This is a genomic window from Moritella yayanosii, from assembly GCF_900465055.1.
In the GTDB taxonomy this organism is placed as follows: Bacteria; Pseudomonadota; Gammaproteobacteria; order Enterobacterales; family Moritellaceae; genus Moritella; species Moritella yayanosii.
Window position 1 is genome coordinate 3,743,276 of the sequence record NZ_LS483250.1, and the last position, 21,205, is coordinate 3,764,480.

Sequence of the window (21,205 nt, forward strand, 5' to 3'; positions counted from 1 at the left end):
TTATTAAAAGTGAAAAATATGGCTCCTCAGTTCATCTATTCGATGCATCGTGTTGGCAAAATTGTGCCACCGAAGCGTCACATTCTTAAAGACATCTCGCTTAGTTTTTATCCTGGCGCTAAGATCGGCGTGTTGGGTCTAAACGGCTCAGGTAAATCAAGCCTGTTACGTATTATGGCTGGCGTAGATCAAGATTTTGAAGGTGAAGCGCGTCCTCTCGCCGGTACTAAAATCGGTTACTTGCCGCAAGAACCAGTACTGGATCTAGAAAAGACAGTGCGTGAAGTCGTTGAAGAAGCGATTTCAGAGCTAAAAGAGGCAATGGCTGGTCTTGACCAGGTTTATGCCGATTACGCCGAACCGGATGCAGATTTTGATAAGCTAGCCAAGAAACAAGAACAATTCGAAGCGATCATTCAAGCACAAGATGGTCACAACATCGAAAACCAACTGGAACGCGCTGCCGACGCACTACGCTTACCAGACTGGGATAAAAAAATTAAACTGCTATCGGGTGGTGAACGTCGTCGTGTGGCAATCTGTCGTTTGTTACTTGAAAAACCAGACATGCTACTACTTGATGAACCCACCAACCATTTGGATGCAGAATCTGTGGCTTGGTTAGAACGCTTCCTCCATGATTATGAAGGCACTGTTGTGGCGATTACCCATGATAGATATTTCCTGGATAACGTCGCCGGTTGGATCTTAGAGCTTGATCGTGGTGAAGGCATTCCATGGGAAGGTAACTATTCCTCATGGTTAGAGCAAAAAAATGCCCGCCTAGCGCAAGAATCATCAAAAGAAAGTGCCCGTAAAAAATCGATTGAGAAAGAATTGGAATGGGTACGTTCAAATCCAAAAGGCCGTCAGGCGAAAAGTAAAGCCCGTATGGCCCGTTTTGAAGAACTGAACCAACCAGATTATCAACGTCGTAACGAAACCAACGAACTGTACATCCCACCGGGCGAGCGTTTAGGCGACAAAGTCATTGAAGTTAAAAACTTATGTAAAGCCTATGATGGCCGGGTATTAATCGATGACTTATCATTCTCGATGCCAAAAGGCGCGATCGTCGGGATTATCGGTCCCAATGGTGCCGGTAAATCAACCTTATTCAAAATGCTAGATGGCAGCGAATCACCAGACTCAGGGTCGATCTCTCTGGGTGAAAGCGTGAAACTGGCCAGTGTTGATCAGTTCCGCGATCACATGAATGGCGATAACACGGTTTGGCAAGAATTATCCGGCGGTCTGGATACGATCAAGATCGGTAACTTTGAAATGTCATCACGCGCTTATTGCAGCCGTTTTAACTTCAAAGGCACCGATCAGCAAAAACGTGTCGGTCAGCTTTCGGGCGGTGAGCGTGGTCGTTTACATTTAGCTAAATTGCTACAGGTTGGTGGTAACGTATTACTGCTGGATGAGCCAACTAATGACTTGGATATCGAGACATTACGAGCACTTGAAGAAGCCATTCTCGAGTTCCCAGGTTGTGCCATGGTTATTTCCCATGACCGTTGGTTCCTCGATCGTATCGCTACCCATATTTTAGATTACCGTGATGAAGGTCAAGTGAACTTCTACGAAGGTAACTACACAGATTACGAAGCATGGTTGAAGAAAACTCTCGGGCCAGAGGCGATGCAACCACACCGTATCAAGTACAAACGCATTAGCTAACAGGGTGTCATCCTTGATGACATAATATTGTTCTATACCCAAGCTCGTCTCTGATATAGCATCTTGAAGTAACTTGGGTATAAATGGGAGACACATTCCAGACTAGACCAATTAAGCTTAAAAGCCTGTAATTATGATGTTACAGGCTTTTTTTTGCTTGTTTGATTCGTACCGATACTGGTTTTGTCTTTAAATTATGACAAAACATCATCATTACTCGGATTGGATGTGGTGAATGGGTTGTTGCTAGATCATTGTTGACCATGAAATTTTGCTTTCTATTTAACAAATTGGCAAGATGGCGGCACACTATAAACAATGGATTGTTTTATTCCCAGTGACTTTAATTAAATACGCTATTTTTATCCTCCTACCGCTGTATGTCGGGATCATCTCTTTTGCAGTGCGCGCCGAGCAACACGTTGAGCGTGTTGGTATTTTGTTGCCGCCGACCACTATGGTGCAATCGGCTGGTTATTATATGGCGCAGCATAAAGGTTTTTTTAAGCAGCAAGGACTCGACATCGATTTACGTTCTTCGCGCTCTCGCCAATCCATCACCCAAGCAGTAGATGACGGTGACGCTGAATACGGTGTCAGCAATGCCGAGGTCTTGATTGCAAAAGCCAAAGGTCGAGCATTGGTTGCTGTTGCGGTGTTATTTCAGCATTCTCCGGCGGCGCTATTGGTACTAAAAAACAAGGGTATGAATAAGTTAGCGGACTTAAATGATAAACGAGTATTGTTACTACCCGAATTTCAAGATATTGAAGTGATCAGTTTATTACGTAAATACCATATCCAATCCATTAATATCTCATCGCCTTCGGTGACGCGGGGGATGACCATTTTGGTGAATAATCAATTTGACGCCTTAAGCATTAATTTAACTCGTGGTCCGTATAATGCAGTGCGTCAGGGCGTTGAACCGATTATTTTTCTGCCTAAAGAGTATGGCATCGATTTTTATAGTGGCATCTTATTTACTAACGAGCAAGAAGCCAACACCCACCCAGAGCGTGTTGCTGCGGTGCGAACGGCGGTATTACAAGGCTGGGGATATGCCTTAACCCATACTGAAGAGACGCTCGATGTGCTGCTTGGGCTAAGTCAGTTACCGTCCTCGTCATCACTTGATGATGCGCGAAATAAAATGAAATACCAGTTAATTACCATGCGAGATTTTATCCTGCCCGATTTTGTGCCGCTCGGTTACATCAATCAGCAGCATTTGCTGGATATGCAACAGCAGTTGATTGAGTTCGATTTAATTGCCCAAGGCAGTGATTTCAGTCAGTTTATTTATATACCACCACGGGCGAAAATAGACTGGCAGGTGTGGGGTGTCTGGGCAAAAGTGATCGTCGCGACGTTGTTATTTAATGGCGTATGGTTATGTTATTTGTTGATGATTAATCAACGCTTAAAACGCGAGGTACGGGAACGAAAACGCGCGGAGCAACATGTGCGGTATGCGGCAATGCATGATAATTTAACGGGGTTAGCGAACCGGGCGCTACTTATGGATACCCTAGAGCATATTTTGCCTCTGGCTCAAAACGGTAAGATTAGTCCGGTATTATTGTTTATGGATCTGGATCGCTTTAAGCAGGTCAACGACCGCTATGGTCATGCGGCAGGGGATGAACTGTTAATTGCCGTTGCGCTACGTATTTCTCGTTTACTCGGCGCGCCTGGTGAGCTATTAACGCGATTAGGCGGAGATGAATTTGTGATCTTACTGCCGAATGCGGATCTGCAGTATGCAGCCCAGCTAAGTGACAAAATTGAACGCACCTTATTGCAATCATTTGCCTTATCCGTGTGTAATGTATCTATCGGTATTAGCATTGGTTATAGTATTTATCACTCAAATATGAGTGCTGATGAGCTATTGACGGGGGCCGATAATAAAATGTACGCGATAAAAAGTGAACATCATCAAAAAAGAAAGAAAATAGTCTGTTAAATGGCACTTATTTTGCTTGGTAAACGTTATTATCTATTTATTGACGGTTTGTCTATGCATTTTTGCGTACTATCGCTAACCGTAATTGTATTCATTTTCAAATTTGAGTAGTGATCAAGCACATGGAATTATCTAATTACGCCGAGGTAATTAAAAAATTAACAACCTTGTATTATGAACCTGATTTTAATCGTTGGTTGGAACAGCTAACGGAAGCTGAAACTAAGAGTACCCGTTTTTTGATCAAGATGGAGGTCAAGCGTCTTGCTGCGCCCACTCGCCGCATCCTTGATTTTCGCCAACGTGCTAATAGTGATGTGAAGGCTTACGAATGCGACGGTATTTTACATTACATTAACCCGCCCGAAATTAAATTATTAGAAACCCTGTTAGGTCAGTACCAGGGGCATTATACCTTAGGCATCTACGAACACATATTAGCTTACCACCAAAGTGAACGCCGCAAACCCGCCGCAGAACGAGTTGTTGCGGTGATGGATCCGGCCGCCCAGTTTACTGTTGAACCCGTCCAGTATGCGTCTTATTTTACCCGTAACGAAGAACGCATGCATTATAGCTCGGGGATAAAACTGCGGTTTGGCGATCGCCTTGTCGATGCCATGACGTCGGATATATCAACCAGTGGCATTAAAGTTAAAATTGACAAAGATCATAACATTGCCGTTGGCAGTCTCGTCAGTGTGAATTTTGTTAGTTTACGCCAAGAATATGCCAATCACTTGCTACGAGACTTTTTTACTTACAAGCTGATGGGGATAGATGAAGAAGCTAAATGTGATTATTTACGTTTAATGCGGATTGATGATAACAACGAATTAGATATTTTTATTAGTAAATTGATCACCCAAAATAAAAGTAAATATAAAGTTAACGTGCGTTATCAGGAAGAGAATGTGGTTGTTAAAGGTTATGAACAATTCTTTTTACCGCGTATGTCTGGTTTGCCGCTATATGTAACAGATGATGATAAGCCCGTGTTGAGTTATTTATTATTGAATGAAAATAACCGTGGTGTGTATGATTATTGGGTCAATGAAGAGTCTAAGAGTCAGTTAGAAGCATGCTGGCAAACCCCTTGGATGCAAGCCTTGCTACAAGCGCAGCAACGTATTGAAACGACCATCTACAGCTTTTATTATAGCCAAAATGGCCGCCTGTGTTTTTATGCGGCAGATGCGCTTAGTCTGGCCACATCCGGTTTAAAAGCCTTGTTTTTATCGTTTGCTTGTCAGCGGCCTAATTTTCGAGTATTCAAGCTATCGTTAACCCCGTCTGTATTTGATGAAAACAAACATTTGCTCGACGCAGAAAGTCAGCAGCAGCCACTCGGCACGAGAACGCTCGCGGCATTACAAAATATTCGTTGGGTCGGGTTACTGCAAGATATTACCAATGAAAACATTTTGAGTGACTATAAGGCTTATACGCAGCAGGGCAGTGACTTTAATCAACTGCATCAATATCGCCTACCCGTCGCCAATCAAAGCGCAGTATTATCCCAGTTCAAATTTGTACAATTACGCAAAGAAGCAAGATTCAGTTATAAAACCGCCATTATAGCCAGTAATGCTGAGCGTAGTATGAAAGGCTGGAGCAATGATTTTTCTACCGAAGGCTTACAGATCGAGTTAGAGGAGCCCCTGGATGTTCTGATCGGCCAGCGTATTTACCTTGAATTACCTATGCTGCAAAAGCTATCCAACAAAGTGGTCCTGGTTGATTTACCCTACAGTGTGGTTGGTTGTAATAAAGCCAATACCGTGTTGCACCTACAGATCGCCGGTGATAAAGACAATCATATTGGTTGTCAGTTTTTTAATTTGTTAATTAGCAGTAATAAAGATAAGTTAAAAAGTATGCCGGAACGGAGTCAATCACCGGGTGTCACGGCGGTATTACGGAATATGTATTGCCATAATTTGGCGACCGTGCCGCTGTATATCCATAAGGTAAACAACAGTTATCAGGTAGACCGGATCGGCATTAGTCGGAATAAAAATAGCTTATTACCTTTATTTGAATTATTTGGTCAACCCGAAGCGCCCTATAACCTTTATCCGTTGTTTGCTGACAGCTGTATTAAGGCGGTTTTTGATGAGGCATTAGCGGGTTTAGAGTCTACTTATCGGCCTTGGCAGCAGGTACTTTATATCACCGTTGCGGCCAGTGACGGTAAGGTTAACACGCGATTTGAAAACGACTTGAGTGATGACCATGAACGCCGCCAATTTGTTAGCCATAGCTTACAAAAAGGCGCGTTCTTTGCTATTCAATTGATGTTGTCACGTACTGGCCGGCCGGATATGGAATACATTGAAAAAGAACTTAACTATGTCAGTCATTATGCCGTACACCGAGCGAAAAAACTGGAAGATGAACTGTGGAGCGTACGGGGTGTGGTTGACTTGATCGACGTGTCAGCGGAATTATTGTATCGACTGGGTCTGCGGCGCATGCGTTAGCAAACAGTGCCCACGTTGTACAGAGCTTAATTTAACGCGCATTTACGTGGGCATACCCAATGTATGAATAGTACTAAGACCAACTGGCTTCTACACAGCTGGCCGCCTGTAATAATCCGACTAAACCTTCTAAATCGTGATGATTCAATGCCACTTGTGCTTGTTGCTGAACAATCGGTTTGGCATGAATAGCGACCCCTAATGCCGCACTTTTAAGCATGATTAAATCATTGGCACCATCGCCAATGGCCACGGTTTGTTGTGGCGCTATCTGATATTGTTGTGCTAAGGCTTGCAGCGTATCGGCTTTTACCTGTGCATCGACAATATTGCCAATGATCTTACCGGTTAAGACGCCATCGACTATTTCTAGTTCATTGGCATAAACGGCATCAAAACCGAGATCGGCTTGCAAACGGTCGGCAAAGTAAGTAAAACCACCCGACGCAATGGCCACTTTCCAGTTGGCTTGGTGTAAGGTGGCAATTAATAACTCTAGGCCCGGCATCAGAGGCATCGCATCGGCAACTTGGGCTAAAACCGCTTCAGGGCAGTTAGTCAGTGTGGCAACCCGTGAGCGTAAGCTTGCTGAAAAATCTAATTCGCCATTCATGGCCTTGGCGGTCACTGCTGCAACTTGCTCGCCGACCCCGGCTAGTTTGGCGATCTCATCAATACATTCAATCTGAATGGTGGTCGAATCCATATCCATTAATACCACCCCAGGTTGCTTTAAACTCGGTAATGTTTGACTAAGTGCATAATCAATGTGGTAATCGTTGCTCCAGCTCGTTAATGTATGGTTAAATTGCTGGCACTGTTTATTTGAGAGTTTAGCAAAACCTAACACCACGATATCGCCCTGCGTGGCGGTACTGTTTTCTAATAGCTCCGTGGATAGTGGATAAGTCGCGGGTGGATAAATGATGATATCACCGCTGTTGTGCGCGGATACTTGTCGCTGACTTAATGCGGACAATAAATTGAGTAAGGCATCACTGGCTATCGTCGGGCCGATTAAGGTGAGATAATGACTATTATTCTTGTTCATGACTTGCCGTTCTTGCGCCGAAATATTAAATTGCCCCTGACAGTAAGTGACTTGTTTGATTTCGGTATTTTTTTGAGAACAGTGCAAAGTTAACAATTGTGGCCAGGCTATTGGCGGGGTATTACTAAATAAAGTCTCAGCGAGTTGAGTCATTTGCTACTAATCCTTGTAATCGATAGGTTACTACTAGCAAAGATAACGCATTCGACTTAAAATTGCGATTCGTAATCACCCTATTCAGAAAGGAGTTCGTTGTGGTTAACATGAACAATAAGGACAAGCCTGATCGGTGGAATAAATTTCTAAAAGGGCAAACCTCATTACTGATCGCATTAAGTCTGAGCACATTTTTCATTTTTATTGCCATCTCGTTATATAACAATGTCACGGCTTCTCGTTATCAACAAGTCGATATGTTGGTGCATTCATTATTGGATTATCCGACTAAAATGGCGGCTAATCTGATTGTAGCGCGCAGCTCGACTGATCGTATTATCCGTATTAACAGCAAACAACAGCTGCAACAGCTGGTGGACGAGGTAAGCGAGAATCAATATGTGACTAGCCTGCATATTTTTGCTGAAAATGGTAAATTATTAAGTTCTTCGCAACACGATTATGTCGCCGCGTTAATCGCCAACAAGCAGTATGTCGTGCCAGCGGGCGTACGGGTATATTTAAAGCCGATATTAGCGGGCAACAAACCTGTGGGTTTTTTACAGCTGTATTTTGGGTATCAACAAATGCTTAAAACCTTCACTATTTTCCAGTTTGATGCCACGATATCTATTTTAATCTTGTTTATGTTGCTCTTGCTGTTTGGTGTCATTATCGGTGTGACGATCAACCGCGTGCATCATAAATTTCGTTCAAAAAGGTGATCTGATGTCTAAACATATACATATTCTGGGTATTTGTGGCACGTTCATGGGTGGCATAGCGGTATTGGCTAAACAGCTTGGCTATACAGTCACCGGGTCCGATGCCAATGTGTATCCGCCCATGAGCACCCAATTAGCAGCGCAAGGTATCGCACTGATTGAAGGTTATGATCCCAGCCAGCTTGATCCGGCGCCAGATATGGTGATTGTCGGTAATGCCATGTCACGCGGTAATCCGTGTGTCGAATACCTGTTAAATCGCAAGTTAGCGTATACCTCGGGACCACAATGGTTATCGACACATTTGTTACAACATCGCTATGTGATCGCCGTTTCTGGTACTCATGGTAAAACCACCACGGCGGCGATGGTGGCGTGGATCTTAGAATATGCGGGGTTAGAGCCGGGTTTTTTAATTGGCGGGGTACCACAAAACTTTACTGAATCGGCGCGTTTGGGCGGTGGGTATTTCTTTGTTATCGAAGCCGATGAATACGATACCGCCTTTTTTGATAAGCGGTCTAAGTTTGTGCATTACCAACCCAATATCCTGATCATGAATAATCTTGAATATGATCACGCGGATATCTTTCCCGACTTAGCGGCGATCCAACGGCAATTCCATCACGTAGTCAGAACAGTGCCGAGTAATGGCCTGATCTTAATGCCTGATAATGTACCGGCATTGGATGAAGTCATAGCCCAAGGTTGCTGGACACCGGTGCAGCGTTTGTCTTTAGAGAATAAAGAGCTGTCTTTAGGGGATAAAAAACGAGGGTCTGATGGTCGCCATTGGCAAGCGCAGAAATTACGTGCTGATGCCAGTCAATTTGAAGTTTACTGTAAAGGTGAATTAGCGGGTGTGGTTAAGTGGAATTTGATTGGCGAGCATAATTTACAAAATGGCATGATGGCGATCGCGGCGGCACATTATGCGGGCGTTGAATTAAGCCAAGCAATTACCGGGCTAGGAGAGTTCAAAACCCCGAAGCGACGCATGGAAGTCAAAGGTGAAGTACAGGGTATCCGCGTTTATGATGACTTTGCTCACCACCCCACCGCGATCGCGACCACATTAGCGGGATTACGCGCTGCGGTCGGTAATCAACGTATTATTGCGGTATTAGAGCCACGTTCGAATACCATGCGTATGGGCACGCATCAGCAAGCGTTAGCACCATCGTTAACACTGGCGGACGATGTATTGCTATATCAACCGGAAGGGTTAGATTGGGCGCTACAGCCGGTGGCTGATGAGCTGTGTGTTAGCAATGAATCAGATGTGGATAATAGTCATAAAGCGGTTATCCATTCGCACATTGATGCATTGATTAGCGAGATCATTAAACGCGCGCAGGCGCAGGATGGTCCTTGCCATGTATTAATTATGAGTAATGGTAGTTTTGCCGGTATTCATGATAAATTATTAGCGCAATTGAAATAGACGTATAGCAATTTGCGATATATAGCAGATTGCTATATACTTAACGCAAGGACAATTCTATTGATGAATAAGGAAAATTGTGCGGGTAATAACGATCACTCGAATTAAACAAGCCATGCTGCAATATCCACAATGGAGAATTGGATTAGACTTATGGATAGCAACGTTTAATCAAAAAGGGCTCAGTTTAGCTTCTTATCAGGACATTAGAAATAAATGGAAACAAGCTTCTGGTTGGAATACAGATAGGGTTGCTGGCGCACGACTTAAGAATGAAGATAATAGTTATGGCTCAATTTATGATTTATATATCTTCGATATCCATGGTTCAGACTGTCGGATATTATCGAAAATAAGTAAAGGCACGATATATATTCGGGCGATCCTCTCTCATGCAGAATACGATAAATGGTGTAATAACAACATTCATCAAGGAAAAATGAAAAAAAGGTGATGTTTATGAATACGAATGAATATGCCAATCTTACCAATATGTTCACAGCCTTAGGCTCTATCGTTACCAATTATCCGACGAGTGTGATGACGCTGATGAAATTTACCTCATCACCCATTGAAAATGATAATGAGGTTTTAGAGCGAGCTGAAATCATGGATAGAATGATGGATATGGCAAAAGATGAAAATGATATGACACTTATTTTTGCTAATGCCATTGCCGATAGAATAGAAGAATATGAAGCGAATAATTTAGAATTACCGACAATTTCACCCGCGGAAAGACTCAAAGGTTTAATGGATATCAAATTTTTGAAACAAAGTGATCTTAGCCATATTGCGCCGCAAAGTGTTATTAGTGATATTCTAAATCACAAGAGAGAAGTGAATTTAAAACAAGCAAAAGCATTCTCTGAATTTTTTAATTTACCTATCGAAAATTTTATCGATTGATGTAATAAAGGCACTTTAATGACAACACCTGCAGATCTTGTTTTTAGTAAACGTATTACCTTAGGTATCAGTGGCGCGTCTGGCTCGCAATATGCGATACGTTTATTAGAGTTATTACTTGCGGCAGATGTACAAGTACATTTGTTGATGTCGGATGCCGCCAAGATCGTCATGGCGACGGAGACCGATGAACAGTGGCCTGCAGACAATAAAGCACTGCAATTGTTTTTAACCGCTAAATACCAAGTGAAAGCAGGGCAGTTATTCGTTCCTAGCAGTAAAGATTGGTTCTCGCCAGTGGCTTCGGGTTCTGGTGCGCCAAAACAGATGGTGATCTGCCCATGCAGTATGGGCACGGTCGCGGCCGTCGCGCAGGGTATGTCGACCAACTTATTACAACGTGCTGCAGATGTGGTACTAAAAGAGCGTGGGCAGTTAGTCTTGATCCCACGCGAAACTCCCCTGTCCTCGATCCACTTAGAAAACATGCTGAAGTTATCGCGCTTAGGGGTCACGATCATGCCCGCGGCACCGGGTTTCTACCGTAAGCCTAAAACCCTGGATGATTTAATTGATTTGATGGTGGCGCGTATTCTCGATCACTTAGATGTAGAACAATCGATTTATGCCGGCTGGGGGCGTTAAGGGCTAGGGTGGGGTTTGTTTCGCCAACGCCGACGTCACGTACTTCTCTACAAACGCAATAATGCTTTCTCTGTCCATCGCTTGTGGCTGATTGACTAGCTGCAAGATCATGTAACCTTGATTGCATAGACTGCGGGCAAACTCGGTGGTAGTTAAATAAGTATTGATGTCACCGGACGCGATCGCAGGGGCGATCTTGTTACTGATAATCGCAATGTTGCTATCGAGTAAGGCTAAATAACGTGGCCAGGTATCCTCACGAATAGACGAACTCCACTCCAGCCAGATATAGGTAAATTGTGGATTGTCGATCGCAGCATCAACAAAGTCGGCTAAATAGTCATGAATGGCTTGATGGGCGCTGTGGTTTTGTTGCCCGGGAATATCAATAAAGTGCTTGCGCACCATGTGGCCGAAGAAGTCTTCAATTTGTATTAATACATGATCAACCAGTTGTTCTCTGTTGCTGAAGTAGTTAAATACCGTGGCGACGGAGACTTGCGCTAATTGTGCTATTTCAGCATGACCTGCCCGGCCGAGGCCACGCTTAGAAAATACTTCGATGGCACACTGCATTAATTGTTCACGACGTGCTTCGGGAGAGAGACGGGTGCGCCGTCGGATTACTGCAGGCATTTCCATATGATTGCATCCAAGAGTTAGTGTTAATTAAGCGATATTGTGATACCGATAATAATAGTGCTTAAAATAGAGGGACTTGTTAGATTATTGTTAAGGTTATCATTAGGCTTATACCGAGTTCAACCCTAATGTAAAATTAATCACAGATACCTTCAACTACAGTAAAAATAGTCTGGTTAATTTTATTACTGATTGAGATAAATAGGGTCGTTTTCAGCTAAATTATTTCGGTTATGGCAGTTGGGCTGTTAAACTACGCGGCAGTGGCATAATGTTTATGACCAATATTTTATAGATAGCTAGGCGCTTGCACTTTGTTGTTTGCTGGTGGCACTAGGACCGTTTGGAGAAAATAACATGAAACACACTGTTGAAGTGATGATCACTGAAGCTGATATTCAAGCAAAAGTAAAAGAGTTAGCAAAGCAAATTGAAACGCATTATAAAGATACAGAGACGCTAATCATCGTTTGCTTGTTACGTGGTTCGGTTATTTATATGTCGGACCTGTGTCGTCATATTAACTTACCGGTGGAATTAGATTTCATGACAGTGTCAAGCTATGGTAACTCAATGGAAAGTAACCGCGATGTGCGTATCTTAAAAGACTTAGATAGCGACATTAAAGGTAAAGATGTACTTATCGTGGAAGACATTATTGATACGGGTTTCACGTTAAGCAAGATTAAAACCATGCTGGAACTGCGCGATCCTAAATCTATTACGATTACCACATTATTAGACAAACCGTCGCGGCGTGAAGTTGCTGTAAAAGTGGATTGGATTGGTTTTGAGATCCCAGATGAATTCGTGGTGGGTTATGGTATCGATTACGGGCAAAAATACCGTAACTTACCTTACGTAGGTAAAGTGGTACCGTTAGAAGGTTAAACTCTAATGCTAAGACCAGCGCTGGTACTTGTTGGTCGAGTCGTTTAAAGACGTTCAGCGCGCCGTAAATACCGCCATGTAGGCTGGGGCTGGCATCCCTGCCAGCAACCGCTGATCTTACTTTAAACGACGCTTTCTATTACCTCCCTTATACTAGACATCAGTCTTTCATGGCCAGTTTAAGCCAGAGTCTCTACTTCAGCCTCGCATTCCTACCCCATTCCAGTATAATTCATCTCCCATTCTTTACTGGATTTATTCATCACATGACGTTAGCACTTGAAATAAAAGGTTTACGTAAAGTCTATAAAGGCGGTGTTGAAGCCGTTAAATGTATAGATCTGACTGTAGCTAAAGGCGATTTTTATGCGTTATTAGGGCCTAACGGTGCGGGTAAGTCGACGACTATCGGGGTGATGAGCTCACTGGTCAATAAAACCGCCGGGCAAGTAAAGATCTTCGGGTATGATATTGATACTGACCTGGAAGCGGCCAAGAGCCATATTGGTTTAGTACCACAAGAGTTTAATTTTAATCCGTTTGAAAAGGTTGAGAATATTATCGTCAATCAAGCGGGTTATTACGGTGTACCACGTAAAGAAGCCTTAATTCGCTGTGAAGTATTATTGAAACAACTGGAGTTATGGGATAAACGCCATGAAACGGCGCGTAATTTATCGGGTGGCATGAAACGCCGATTAATGATCGCGCGGGCGTTGGTACATAATCCGCAACTGCTTATTCTAGATGAACCGACAGCAGGTGTTGATATTGAGTTACGTCGTACCATGTGGGAATTCTTGAAACGTAAAAATGAGCAGGGTATTACTATTATTCTGACCACCCATTATTTAGAAGAAGCAGAAATGCTGTGCCGTAATATCGGTATTATTGATAAAGGTCTGTTGATTGAGAATACCTCGATGAAAACGCTATTATCTAAGCTCAATAGTGAGACCTACCTGCTCGATATCAACAGCCAATTAGTTAAACCTGAGTTAGCGGGTTACAGCTGTCGATTATTGGATGATCATACCTTAGAAGTGGATGTGGCGAAGAGTCGTGGTTTGAATTCGTTATTTGCGCAATTAGCGACGATGAACATTCAGGTACAAGGTATTCGTAATAAAGAGAATCGTTTAGAAGCGCTGTTTATGGATATAGTGGAGCAGGGACGAGGGTTAGTAAAATGAAACAAAATTATTTAATTGCGTTTAACAGTATTCTGAATAAAGAGATCACCCGTTTTACCCGTATTTGGGTGCAGACGTTAGTACCGCCTGCCATTACCATGTCGTTATATTTTGTCATTTTCGGTAACTTGATCGGTTCTCGCGTTGGGCAGATGGAAGGCTTTAGCTACATGGCCTTTATCGTGCCTGGCTTGATCATGATGTCGGTGATCACTAACTCGTATTCGAATGTGGCCTCGTCGTTTTACAGCGCCAAATTTCAAGGCAATATTGAAGAGTTATTAGTATCGCCAGTACCGACTTATATCATTATTGCCGGTTATGTCGGTGGCGGTGTTATCCGGGGGTTACTGGTTGGTTTTATCGTGACTTGTGTATCGCTGTTTTTTGTACCGTTACAAATTCATAGCATAGTAGTGATCGTGACGACGTTATTGCTTACGTCGATCTTATTTTCGTTAGCGGGTTTATTAAATGCTATTTTTGCCAAAAGTTTTGATGATATTTCGATTATCCCCACGTTTGTGTTAACGCCGTTAACCTATTTAGGCGGGGTGTTTTATTCAACATCACTGTTACCACCGGTATGGGAAACCATTTCACACGCCAATCCCATCATTTATATGGTCAGTGCATTCCGTAATGGTTTCTTAGGTATCGACAACATTCCATTATTCTATTCATTTGCTGTCATCATCGGGTTTATCGCTGTACTTTATGCATTGGTATACCGCTTGATCAGTAAAGGTGTAGGGCTAAGAAGTTAAAACACATCGATACCTTTACAAATGTTTTATTTGGTACATAATTAAGTACATGTTATACAGGGGAGTGTGGTTATGACAATCCAAACAATTTATGCTGAAAAAACCGTATCAGTCACTGACGTTAGAAAAAACCCGTGTCAGTACTTCATCGAAGAGCCAGTTGCAGTACTGTCGAATAATAAAACGGCTGGTTATATGGTAAGTAAAGACATGTTTGAGAGTATGCTGGAGCTGATTGATAGTAAATTAATTCAAGCTAAGTTCCGCTTATCTAAAGATAGGTTGAAAGAACTCGCAGTATTAAACGAAGAGTATTTACTTTCAGCTAGCGATGATGATTTAAATGAATTTATCGAATAATATTCGCATCTTTAAATCGAGACCTTTAATTGAGTCATTGAATGAATCTGAGCTTAGTTCGCTTGTCAGTGATTTTAAGCTCTATAAATTAACAGGTCAGTTACCTGATACCTTTGGCTGTGATGTTCCTTATGATCATCCCAATACGATGCCGACATTAAAGAACGAAGATGTACGGCATCTCCATTTACTTGATGAAGATATGAAATGGCAGGTAAATAAGCTGCAATTTTATAAAACCAGTGATACACATCTAGTCTATTGCCAAGGTGGAGTGGATGAAAATTGTTACTTATTAATCGCGGTCTTATCTCCTAATGCTCATGAACAGGCTAGAAATAATCAAGTTATGTTTAAAATAGCTATAATGGCAGAAAACTTTAGACGTAAATTTTGAAAATATATAAACCCCACCCTAACCCTCCCCTGCTTTTTATTAATAGATAAGAAGGGAGGCTCTTAGCTTTTTTGAAAGGGAAGCTGGGGTCATCACTAATATTTAAAATTGGTAATAACAATGAACACTCAGCAACAAACAACACCAGACGAAGCCGCTGGCAACTCCCGCGAGATCACCACCAACCAAACAGGCTTGAACGAGCATTTGGATGAAGTGGTATTAAAACATCTTAAGCACAAATTCCGTAAACCCTACCGCCAGCATACCGTGGACGCGTTTAAGCAGATGCAAGCGATTGTCGCTGTAGACCCGCGTCCAATCATCTTTGATTCTTGCTGTGGTGTCGGTGAAAGTACCGCCAAGATCGCGCAGCTGCACCCCGACTGTTTAGTGTTTGGTATGGATAAATCGGCAGACCGGTTAGATCGTAACGACCAACACCGTCATGCCCATCAGGTCGATGGTCAGGTTTATCATTTATTCCAGGTTGATTTAAACGATTTATGGCGTTTAGCGGTGGATGCCGGTTGGCAGTTACACAAGCACTACATCTTATATCCAAACCCTTGGCCAAAAGCCAAACATTTACAACGCCGCTGGCATGGCGCTGCAGTATTTCCGTCTATTTTAGCACTGGGTGGTGAATTAGAGCTGCGTAGTAACTGGGCGTTATATTTACAAGAGTTTCAACGTGCACTGGAGTTGGCGAAGGTTGCTAGTGAGTTGCAGACTTATACGGCAGCGGAAGCAACCACACCGTTTGAACGAAAATACTGGGCAAGTGGTCAAACTTCTTGGCAATTGTTAGCTAAATTATAAAATTCGCATTAAGAATTAAGAATTAAGAATTAAGAATAAAAAAGCCTAATGTATCTGCATTAGGCTTTTTAGATCTCGAATTTATAATCGTAACATATTACGCTTGTTTTGTTTTTTTATGATTACCAACCGCACTCATCACTAATACATAAGCAACACTTAACATCAAACCAAGCAATGTGCCTAATACTAGAATAAGCGCTCGTTTTGGCTTATCACGAGTTTTAGGTAACTTAGGTTCGTCAGTAAAGCGGTAGAAGTTAAAGTCATCAAGTTGCATTATTTCGTTAAAGTTACGCCATTTCTTAATCAATAATGCATTACTGCTCATTGCTGCCGAATGAGAATCGTAGTTTTCGAGTTGTAGTGTAAATATCAACTTTTCAGCGGCTAATATTTCATAACCTTTGGCATATTCAGGTGCCGATTGTAATGAAATATTTTGCGTGACAAAGTTTTTAATATTAGCTTGTTTGGCAATGTTAATGTTCTGCTCTAACGTATAGATTTGTTGCTCAAGTGCAACTCTCTCATAGTTTACATAACTTTGTTCATAATTAACCAGTTGTTGTATCGCTAATGTTAGGTCTGAACTTATCTGATCGCGAATACGGTCCATCATTATTTCATTAATGAAATCTAAATAAGCTTGATTAAGTGCTAGTGCATCTTGGGGTTTAATAGCGCTGATACTTATACTGGTACCAATTTTGTCATTAAAGTTAACTTTCTTTTTATTTTCAGCTGTAAAGGTTATGTTGTTTTTAACCCAATCGTAAGCAAAGTTATTCTGTTCTACCTGATCGAGTTGTTCTTCAGTAACAACAGCTTTAAACAGAGGCTGCATTTTGAAAAACTTGACCTGGTTAGTGGTCATGCGCGCTTCACTAACAAATAATTCATGCAATTCTTTAATATTAGGTAATTCGTTGTTGTTGTTGTTGTTGTTGTTGTTGTTGTTGTTGTTGTTGTTGTTGTTAGTCGAGATATTAATTACTTGCTGTTCTGCCGTATTTAGTTCCGCATTTTTATTGAGCGTGCTAATACCTGCATTTACAAATATGCGATTAAGATTGTATTGTTTCACTTGTTGTGAGGTCGGCGTATCGACCGTTGCGCTCACTGACCATGTTTCCGTGGCGTTTAATGCATAAGTAAGTGAGATAAGCATGAATACAATTGTAGTTAAAATTATTTTAAGCTTTTGTTGCCACAGTGTGGAAAATAGCTCAAAAAGATCTATCTCATCGTTATTATCATAGGACATAGCTTGTTGGGGTTGCTTGTTCATTTAGATCTCAAGGTAAAGGTTAAATGAGTTGTCATCAGTTCGATTACGCGATAACACAAAATATAAGCTGAGTATTTTACTGTAATTATAGGCTCAATTCTATGCCTATTTTTAATCGTTGAAAAATATAAAAATTAACCGATTAGTTGTGATAGCGAATTGATTATTCAAGGATATACATTACTTATATTCCAGTTTTTTATATTAACTGACAGTTCTCTATTCAAACTGGTCGGAGTCATCATGGGTATATTTGCTGAACATAATCAGCTATGTGATAATCGCTCTGGGTAAAATCGATAAAGTAATAATTAAATCTTGTTGTAAAAGTATTTCATTTTATTTTAATCTATGTACCCGACATTCCGCACCCTATTATAGGTATTAATTATCGCTTTTTAACGACACGTTCAATGCAAATGTAGACATGATGTATTTGTGAATGTTGATGTTATACATAAATTGCTAAATCCCGCGTGAAATAAAAAAAAGCTTGACGGCGATCCCCATATTTGATCTATTAGTTATCTTTGGGCGATGAAAATTATGACCATATCATATTCAACAAAGAGTCTTGATCACCTCGGTTTAGTTTCAGGCATGTGCAAAGATATTGGTATCGCCAAGTTTATTGATGACGCACATCCCGAACAAAGTAAGGATAAGCACATTTCATACGGGCAACTCGTAGAAGCCATGATTTTAAATGGACTCGGTTTTGTTGGTAGAACATTGCATATGTATCCTGAATATTTTGCAGAACGGCCTGTCGAACGCCTTCTTGGTAAGGGTGTAAAAGCGGAGCATATTAATGACGATGCACTCGGTCGCTGTCTTGACCAACTCTATGAAACTGGCGTTTCCGAGCTATTTCAAGGACTGTCCGCCCGTACAATTTCACATTTAAAGCTTCCGTGTGAAGGGCTTAATCTGGACTCCACAAGCATTCATGTTGATGGTGAATATAAAGACGAAGACGGTAATGCAGCCATTCAACTAGTGCGAGGCTACAGCCGTGATCATCGCCCTGAATTGAATCAGGTGGTGTTAAACCTGATCACTGAAAATCAGGCCGGTATCCCCGTCTACATGCAGGCGGCAAGTGGCAATATTAACGATAATGAAGGTTTTAAAAATATCGTTAAGCAACATGTTAAAAGTCTTAAAGCGGCCCATAACAACCGCTATTTCATTGGCGATGCTGCATTATATGTCGCCGAAACGATCCAATCTCTCGATGAACAAGGCCAATTATTCATATCGAGAGCGCCGCAAAAGTTAAAATTAGTCAAAGACGCCATATCAGAACAAAACAATTACCATTTCACTGAGTTAGGAAATGGCTATAGCGCAACCTGGATAGATTCAAACTACGGTGATGTTAAGCAGCGTTGGTTGTTAGTGTTCAGTGAACAAGCAAAAAAACGTGAACAACACACATTAGATAAACGTATGCTAAAAGACGCCACTGCGGCATTAAAATCACTGGAAAAACTCAGTAAACAACGTTTTGCTTGTCATGCTGACGCAATGAAAATGCTGAGTATCTGGATGAAATCTCAAGCCAGTATGTCAATGAGTGAAATTGACGTTATTGAGCATCCAATTTTCACTAAAAGTGGTCGACCTAAAACAGGTCAAGAGCCGGATGGTTATGAATATCAAGTAACCGGTTTGCTTGCTTCAAAATTAAATTTTCGCGAACGTAAATTATCCGAAAAAGGGTTATTCATGTTAGCGACAAATGATTGTAGCGATACGTTAACGATGAGCAAAATGCTTGAACTATATAAGTCACAGCAAAGTGTGGAAAAAGGGTTTAGATTCTTAAAAAGTCCTGATTTTTTAACATCGTCATTATATTTAAAAAAGGCAGAGCGGATTGAGGCATTGCTGATGATCATGACGTGTTGCTTGATGGTATACGCGGCACTTGAGCATAAGATCCGAGAGGAGTTGAGAACTAAAGACGTATATTTTCCCAATTTAAAATATAAGCCCTGTCAAAATCCTACCGCCCGTTGGGTTTTCTTTTGCTTTCAAGGTATCGACATTTTAACTCTCTCAGAAGAGCCGCAATTAGTGCTGAATATTAAAGAGCGACATCGAATAATTATTGATTGTATGGGGCCGACATATCAGCAGATTTATTCATAAAATGGGGTGCGGAATGTCGGATGTACTGCCTAGTATCATTATAGTTTTAAAAAAATAATGCTTTATGAGTACGCCTATTGCTTGAATGACCCCAATGATTATGCGATTATCACCTCGAAATTAAGTCATTAGTGCTAAAAAGTATTAGGTAGTGAAGTCACTACCTAATACTTTTTTATATGAGTTAATTTTTTATAACATTAAAATCGTGGATTATATCGGACTTGGGGTACTGCAACCTTAGGGCGGTAGCGTGTTTTTTTGTCAGGGCAAGATCATGAAAAACCCTTATGTGGAAAGGCTTAAAGAGTATGGGAATTAATTTAATCTTATAGATATCTTTTATTGTATGCAATATTTTTCTAAATGATTTGACGGTTCTATGTGGTTGTGATCGTATACTCTCTTTTGAAAATAAAATAAAATAAAATAAAATAAAATAAAATGAATGGATTAGACCTTTTGAGCCAATTATCAATCATAAGAGACCCTCGCCAAGCTTGATAAATAGAGCATAAATTATCAGATATTCTGTTTTTAACCATTGCGGCAGTTATTGGTGGCGCAGAAGACTGGGAAGAAATAGAAGATTTTGGAATTGATCATCTTGAGTGGCTGAAGACATACGGTGACTTTGAAAGTGGTATTCCAGTTCATGACACTATAGCCAAATGCTTGCAGTCTTGTTTTGCGACTTGGATGAAAGAATGTCACAAGGTTACGAAAGGTGATGTGGTAGCCATTGATGGAAAAACAATTAAAGGCAGCTACGATAAATCAAAGCGAAAGGGTTTGATTCATATGGTCAGTGCTTTTAGTGCTGCAAATCAAGTTGTGTTAGGTCAGGTAAAAACATCAGAAAAATATAATGAGATAACGGCTATTCCTGAATTACTTAAACTATTGAATATTAGTGGTTGTTTAGTCACAATGGATGCAATGGGTTGTCAAAAAAAAGATAGCAAGTAAGATTTTATCAAAAGACGCAAACTATGTTTTGGCAGTGAAAGGTAATCAAGGTCGATTAGAGCAAGCATTTAATGATTATTTCCATTTTGATTTAACGAAAGCCCCAGATGCAGATACTTACAGTACACAAGAGAAAGGTCATGGCCGGAAGGAAACTCGATTTTCTTTCCGTCACACAAGATACTTCAGTACTTGGTGATATAGCATTAGAATGGCCAGAGTTAACGACGATAGGCATAATCGGTTCCGTACGTCAAGTTGGAGATGTTATCCCTCAAAATATCACGCTAAATATTACATTAGTTCTGCCAAATTAAATGCAAAATAATTATTAGAAGCCACACGCTCGCATTGGTCTATCGAAGTGCAATTACATTGGCGACTAGACGTAGGTATGAATGAAGACAGATGTAGGATGGTACGAGGTGAAGGTGGTGAAAACTTGTCGGTAGTCAGACATACAACATTAAATTTATTGAACACGGATAAATCGTTCAAAGCAGGGCTAAAAAGAAAACAAACAAAGGCAGGGCGGAATAATGAGTACCTATCTCGGATCCTTACTGGGAACGGTTCTTCGTAATCTCGCCTAGAATCCCGTGATCGTATTATTATCTTTAGCCAAATTGATAAAAAAGTCGCTGAAAC

General features: G+C 41.3%; 18 protein-coding genes and 1 pseudogene. 16 read left to right on the forward strand and 3 right to left on the reverse strand.

What is annotated here, in order from left to right; genetic code table 11:
- The first annotated feature begins 18 nt into the window (after positions 1–18).
- The 3 genes from ettA to MORIYA_RS17385 all read left to right on the forward strand — a co-directional run bounded on the left by ettA (position 19) and on the right by MORIYA_RS17385 (position 6,138).
- On the forward strand, positions 19–1,686 hold the full coding sequence (gene ettA, locus MORIYA_RS17375; protein ID WP_112717197.1) for an energy-dependent translational throttle protein EttA: 1,668 nt from the start codon (positions 19–21) through the stop codon (positions 1,684–1,686).
- Between the two features lie 337 nt (positions 1,687–2,023).
- Positions 2,024–3,655, forward strand: a complete 1,632-nt coding sequence (locus MORIYA_RS17380) for a GGDEF domain-containing protein (RefSeq protein ID WP_112718659.1) — start codon at positions 2,024–2,026, stop codon at positions 3,653–3,655.
- A 122-nt stretch (positions 3,656–3,777) separates the two neighbouring features.
- Complete coding sequence (locus tag MORIYA_RS17385) at positions 3,778–6,138, forward strand: PilZ domain-containing protein (RefSeq protein ID WP_112717199.1); 2,361 nt, start codon at positions 3,778–3,780, stop codon at positions 6,136–6,138.
- A gap of 73 nt (positions 6,139–6,211) precedes the next feature.
- Here MORIYA_RS17385 and serB read toward each other — a convergent pair whose 3' ends face one another.
- Complete coding sequence (serB, locus tag MORIYA_RS17390; protein WP_112717201.1) at positions 6,212–7,342, reverse strand: phosphoserine phosphatase SerB; 1,131 nt, start codon at positions 7,340–7,342, stop codon at positions 6,212–6,214.
- A 110-nt stretch (positions 7,343–7,452) separates the two neighbouring features.
- On the opposite strand from serB, the gene MORIYA_RS17395 reads away from it, so the two are divergent.
- From MORIYA_RS17395 to MORIYA_RS17415, 5 genes are all read left to right on the forward strand, one after another.
- Positions 7,453–8,070, forward strand: coding sequence for a hypothetical protein (locus tag MORIYA_RS17395; RefSeq protein WP_232011744.1), 618 nt, complete (start codon positions 7,453–7,455; stop codon positions 8,068–8,070).
- Between the two features lie 4 nt (positions 8,071–8,074).
- Positions 8,075–9,514 carry a UDP-N-acetylmuramate:L-alanyl-gamma-D-glutamyl-meso-diaminopimelate ligase gene (gene mpl / locus MORIYA_RS17400; RefSeq protein ID WP_112717203.1) on the forward strand — a complete coding sequence of 480 codons (1,440 nt, stop codon included), beginning with the start codon at positions 8,075–8,077 and terminating at the stop codon, positions 9,512–9,514.
- A gap of 79 nt (positions 9,515–9,593) precedes the next feature.
- Complete coding sequence (locus MORIYA_RS17405; protein WP_112717205.1) at positions 9,594–9,968, forward strand: type II toxin-antitoxin system HigB family toxin; 375 nt, start codon at positions 9,594–9,596, stop codon at positions 9,966–9,968.
- Positions 9,969–9,973: 5 nt separating this feature from the next.
- Complete coding sequence (locus MORIYA_RS17410) at positions 9,974–10,423, forward strand: helix-turn-helix domain-containing protein (protein ID WP_112717207.1); 450 nt, start codon at positions 9,974–9,976, stop codon at positions 10,421–10,423.
- Positions 10,424–10,441: 18 nt separating this feature from the next.
- Complete coding sequence (locus MORIYA_RS17415; RefSeq protein ID WP_112717209.1) at positions 10,442–11,068, forward strand: flavin prenyltransferase UbiX; 627 nt, start codon at positions 10,442–10,444, stop codon at positions 11,066–11,068.
- A gap of 3 nt (positions 11,069–11,071) precedes the next feature.
- On the opposite strand, the gene MORIYA_RS17420 is transcribed toward MORIYA_RS17415, so the two are convergent.
- Complete coding sequence (locus MORIYA_RS17420; protein WP_112717211.1) at positions 11,072–11,710, reverse strand: TetR/AcrR family transcriptional regulator; 639 nt, start codon at positions 11,708–11,710, stop codon at positions 11,072–11,074.
- Between the two features lie 357 nt (positions 11,711–12,067).
- On the opposite strand from MORIYA_RS17420, the gene hpt reads away from it, so the two are divergent.
- From hpt to trmB, 6 genes are all read left to right on the forward strand, one after another.
- Positions 12,068–12,601, forward strand: coding sequence for a hypoxanthine phosphoribosyltransferase (gene hpt / locus MORIYA_RS17425; RefSeq protein ID WP_112717213.1), 534 nt, complete (start codon positions 12,068–12,070; stop codon positions 12,599–12,601).
- A gap of 266 nt (positions 12,602–12,867) precedes the next feature.
- Positions 12,868–13,794 (forward strand): ABC transporter ATP-binding protein, encoded by a 927-nt coding sequence (locus MORIYA_RS17430; RefSeq protein ID WP_112717215.1) that lies wholly within the window; start codon positions 12,868–12,870, stop codon positions 13,792–13,794.
- Entirely contained in the window at positions 13,791–14,561 is a 771-nt protein-coding gene (locus MORIYA_RS17435) for an ABC transporter permease (RefSeq protein ID WP_112717217.1), read from the forward strand. Before MORIYA_RS17430 ends, MORIYA_RS17435 begins: the two co-directional genes overlap by 4 nt.
- A 72-nt stretch (positions 14,562–14,633) precedes the next feature.
- Entirely contained in the window at positions 14,634–14,921 is a 288-nt protein-coding gene (yafN, locus tag MORIYA_RS17440; protein WP_197713400.1) for a type I toxin-antitoxin system antitoxin YafN, read from the forward strand.
- Complete coding sequence (locus MORIYA_RS17445) at positions 14,905–15,318, forward strand: type II toxin-antitoxin system YafO family toxin (RefSeq protein ID WP_112717219.1); 414 nt, start codon at positions 14,905–14,907, stop codon at positions 15,316–15,318. Before yafN ends, MORIYA_RS17445 begins: the two co-directional genes overlap by 17 nt.
- Positions 15,319–15,438: 120 nt before the next feature.
- Positions 15,439–16,140 (forward strand): tRNA (guanine(46)-N(7))-methyltransferase TrmB, encoded by a 702-nt coding sequence (gene trmB, locus MORIYA_RS17450; RefSeq protein ID WP_112717221.1) that lies wholly within the window; start codon positions 15,439–15,441, stop codon positions 16,138–16,140.
- A gap of 97 nt (positions 16,141–16,237) precedes the next feature.
- On the opposite strand, the gene MORIYA_RS17455 is transcribed toward trmB, so the two are convergent.
- Positions 16,238–17,431 (reverse strand): LPS O-antigen chain length determinant protein WzzB, encoded by a 1,194-nt coding sequence (locus tag MORIYA_RS17455; protein ID WP_112717223.1) that lies wholly within the window; start codon positions 17,429–17,431, stop codon positions 16,238–16,240.
- A 537-nt stretch (positions 17,432–17,968) separates the two neighbouring features.
- Between MORIYA_RS17455 and MORIYA_RS17460 the strand changes: the two genes are divergently transcribed.
- Both MORIYA_RS17460 and MORIYA_RS17465 read left to right on the forward strand, forming a co-directional pair.
- Positions 17,969–19,588, forward strand: a complete 1,620-nt coding sequence (locus MORIYA_RS17460) for an IS1634 family transposase (RefSeq protein WP_112714498.1) — start codon at positions 17,969–17,971, stop codon at positions 19,586–19,588.
- Between the two features lie 444 nt (positions 19,589–20,032).
- Positions 20,033–21,140: pseudogene (locus MORIYA_RS17465) on the forward strand (ISAs1 family transposase).
- The last annotated feature ends 65 nt before the right edge of the window (positions 21,141–21,205 follow it).

Excerpts from the sequence above, each read along its gene's own strand:
- trmB (WP_112717221.1), top strand. The coding sequence starts at position 15,439 with ATGAACACTCAGCAACAAACAACACCAGACGAAGCCGCTGGCAACTCC.
- MORIYA_RS17420 (WP_112717211.1), bottom strand. The coding sequence starts at position 11,710 with ATGGAAATGCCTGCAGTAATCCGACGGCGCACCCGTCTCTCTCCCGAA.
- serB (WP_112717201.1), bottom strand. The coding sequence starts at position 7,342 with ATGACTCAACTCGCTGAGACTTTATTTAGTAATACCCCGCCAATAGCC.
- mpl (WP_112717203.1), top strand. The coding sequence starts at position 8,075 with ATGTCTAAACATATACATATTCTGGGTATTTGTGGCACGTTCATGGGT.
- MORIYA_RS17435 (WP_112717217.1), top strand. The coding sequence starts at position 13,791 with ATGAAACAAAATTATTTAATTGCGTTTAACAGTATTCTGAATAAAGAG.
- MORIYA_RS17395 (WP_232011744.1), top strand. The coding sequence starts at position 7,453 with ATGAACAATAAGGACAAGCCTGATCGGTGGAATAAATTTCTAAAAGGG.
- MORIYA_RS17385 (WP_112717199.1), top strand. The coding sequence starts at position 3,778 with ATGGAATTATCTAATTACGCCGAGGTAATTAAAAAATTAACAACCTTG.
- MORIYA_RS17445 (WP_112717219.1), top strand. The coding sequence starts at position 14,905 with ATGAATTTATCGAATAATATTCGCATCTTTAAATCGAGACCTTTAATT.
- yafN (WP_197713400.1), top strand. The coding sequence starts at position 14,634 with ATGACAATCCAAACAATTTATGCTGAAAAAACCGTATCAGTCACTGAC.
- MORIYA_RS17410 (WP_112717207.1), top strand. The coding sequence starts at position 9,974 with ATGAATACGAATGAATATGCCAATCTTACCAATATGTTCACAGCCTTA.
- hpt (WP_112717213.1), top strand. The coding sequence starts at position 12,068 with ATGAAACACACTGTTGAAGTGATGATCACTGAAGCTGATATTCAAGCA.
- MORIYA_RS17460 (WP_112714498.1), top strand. The coding sequence starts at position 17,969 with ATGAAAATTATGACCATATCATATTCAACAAAGAGTCTTGATCACCTC.
- ettA (WP_112717197.1), top strand. The coding sequence starts at position 19 with ATGGCTCCTCAGTTCATCTATTCGATGCATCGTGTTGGCAAAATTGTG.
- MORIYA_RS17455 (WP_112717223.1), bottom strand. The coding sequence starts at position 17,431 with ATGAACAAGCAACCCCAACAAGCTATGTCCTATGATAATAACGATGAG.
- MORIYA_RS17415 (WP_112717209.1), top strand. The coding sequence starts at position 10,442 with ATGACAACACCTGCAGATCTTGTTTTTAGTAAACGTATTACCTTAGGT.
- MORIYA_RS17430 (WP_112717215.1), top strand. The coding sequence starts at position 12,868 with ATGACGTTAGCACTTGAAATAAAAGGTTTACGTAAAGTCTATAAAGGC.